A 2,349-nucleotide genomic window follows, 5' to 3' on the forward strand; every position below is an offset into this window, starting at 1 on the left:
GGCGGCTAATGAGCGAAATCTCAAGCAATTAATGGAGTTTTATAGTCCGAAATTTACTAACTCCGATGGCTTGACCTACGAAAAAACTAAAAAGGCTTTAACTCATTTTTGGGAACGTTATAACAATCTACAATACACCACAACTCTCGAATCTTGGAGTCGTTCCGGGGACAAGTTAACGGCCAATACAATTACTAAAATTACCGGGACGGGAAAGGTGCAGGGACGAGTGGTGGGAATGAATGCTACGATTCGTTCTCGTCAACAATTTCAAGGTAATAAACTGGTTTATCAGGAAATTTTAAGCGAGAGAGTTGAGTTAAGCACTGGCAAAAATCCCCCCAGTATTCAAGTGAGAATTCCGGAAAGGGTGAAAGTGGGTGAAGAATTTGATTTTGATGTGATTGTCCGCGAACCTTTGGGGGATGATTTATTGGCCGGAGCGGCGATCGATGAGAAAGTAGATATTGAGCGCTATATTAATACAAAGCCTCTAGAATTGGAATTATTACAGTCCGGCGGTTTATTTAAGCGGGTAACGGCCCCAGCAACACCGGAAAATCGCTGGTTATCGGCGATTTTAATCCAAGGCGATGGGATTGTTGTCGTTACTCAACGGGTGAAGGTAGAAAAGTAATTTTTATCTGGGTTTTGCTGAAAAAGCTTGTTGGTGGGGTGTAGGGTGTAGGGAGTCGGGTGGGGGTTTTAAGCTAAGACGCATTTTAACTGCCTATCCTTAGATTAGCTGAATCTCCCCCAATCCCTTTACTGTTGCAAGAGTGCCTCATCTCAACAAGCAATTTAAATGCGCGGGCCGCTTACTCTGATTAAGCATAGAGATGGGAAACATCGCTCGTCCATACTTTAAATTTTGTTAAATTTACTTGACCAAAAGAAGTTGTTAGGGAAGCATCGACGGCATCTAAGCCGCGAGTCATTAAAATTCGCCCGATTCTGGGGGTGTTATGACGAGCATCAAAAGTGTACCATTGATGGTCTAAATAAACTTCAAACCAAGCACTAAAATCCATCGGTAGAGGTTGGGGAGAAATACCGATATCTCCGAGATATCCAGAGGCATAACGGGCAGGAATATTTAGGCAACGGCAAAAAGTCAAAGCTAGATGGTTAAAATCGCGACAAACCCCCGTTCTTTCCCGATAGACATCATAGGCGGTTTTTGTCACCCTCGCGTATTCGTAACCAAAACGAATGTGACTATGAACCCAATCACAAACCGCTTGTACTCTTGCCCAACCGGGGGGAGTTTGTCCGAAAAGTTCCCAGGCAATTTCCGAAAGCAAATCTACTTCACAATAACGGCTACTCATTAAGTAGGGAAAAACTTGGGTTGGTAACTCTGCTAAGGGAATTTCTTGGGCATTCCAATTAACGATGTCGGGTTTCCATTCATTCTCGATAACCGCTTCATTGTGAATGCGAATCTGTCCGTCGGGTAAAATTAGACGACTGGTTCGATTACCGAAGCTATCTAAAAATTCTTCTATTTTTGTTGCTGGTTCCACCTGCAAATTTTCCGATTGTCTAACTTGATTTAAAATTGAGGGGTGTAGATAAAGTTTTAACAACATGACCACGGGTAAGGGTGCATCAAAGCCAAATTCATAACCAACACGGATTAACATTAGGACTCCTATCTAAATGAAATTTTGTCAGGATTTGTCGGGATGAAACGCCAATAATCGCCAGACTGAAAAAAGTTAGGCCCGACTACTTAGTTAAAAGTTTGAGGAGAAAGTAATAGCCAAGCTGAAAACCGATAAGCTTTGTACAGAGTTACTTTTATTATAAACCGCCTCAACTAAAAGCTTTGTAACTTTGAAGACAAGCCATCGGCAGGATTAGCTCTATCGAAAAGAGTCTGGGGTGGATGGTTCCTCTAAGAGACGGATTTCAATGGGGATGTAGGCTAGTTTAGCAAAAATTTTTTGTTGATAACTGACAGGCCACCATTCGTAAAGAAAAATTTCTAAAGGTCGCCAGAGAGCCACCCAACCACTGATTAATAATCCTTCTTCTAAGAAGTGAATAAATGTAGCGCTGCCAAAACGACTAATTAATTCGCTGAGACTCAAACAAACAAAAAGAAAGGAGAGACCAATTAGCAAAGATATGCGTCCCTGTCGCCAAATTGTGCGTAATTTTCTTTGTTCTCCCTGTTGGCGATAGTCAAAATAGTTATGTAAGGCTGAGGGTAACAGATGTCGGGCGGTATTCTGTTCGTTACTGGGAAGATAAAAGACTAATTTAAGGGGGGTATTTAGGGGGAATTCATCCACAGAGTTAATAATATAATTTTCGGCGTTATCGTCTAAATCTCTATCTAAA

At 41.7% G+C, this 2,349-nt stretch carries 3 protein-coding genes; 1 reads left to right on the forward strand and 2 read right to left on the reverse strand.

Going from position 1 to position 2,349, the window contains the following annotated elements:
* A partial coding sequence (locus PX484_RS15290; protein WP_288104552.1) for a DUF8623 domain-containing protein occupies positions 1–637 on the forward strand: 637 nt, incomplete at its 5' end.
* A 190-nt stretch (positions 638–827) separates the two neighbouring features.
* Here the strand turns inward: PX484_RS15290 and PX484_RS15295 are convergent.
* Together PX484_RS15295 and PX484_RS15300 are read right to left on the reverse strand one after the other, a co-directional pair.
* A complete protein-coding gene (locus tag PX484_RS15295) occupies positions 828–1,646 on the reverse strand; it encodes a transglutaminase-like domain-containing protein (protein WP_287671147.1) in 819 nt (272 codons plus the stop codon).
* 222 nt (positions 1,647–1,868) lie between these two features.
* The coding region (locus tag PX484_RS15300; protein WP_288104555.1) for a hypothetical protein at positions 1,869–2,349 on the reverse strand (481 nt) is incomplete at its 5' end.

The sequence above is a fragment of the Microcystis sp. M49636_WE2 genome (genome assembly GCF_030065375.1).
GTDB classification, from domain to species: domain Bacteria; phylum Cyanobacteriota; class Cyanobacteriia; order Cyanobacteriales; family Microcystaceae; genus Microcystis; species Microcystis aeruginosa_C.

Bases quoted from the DNA above. Each gene is read 5' to 3' on its own strand.
- PX484_RS15295 (WP_287671147.1), bottom strand. From the start codon at position 1,646: ATGTTAATCCGTGTTGGTTATGAATTTGGCTTTGATGCACCCTTACCC.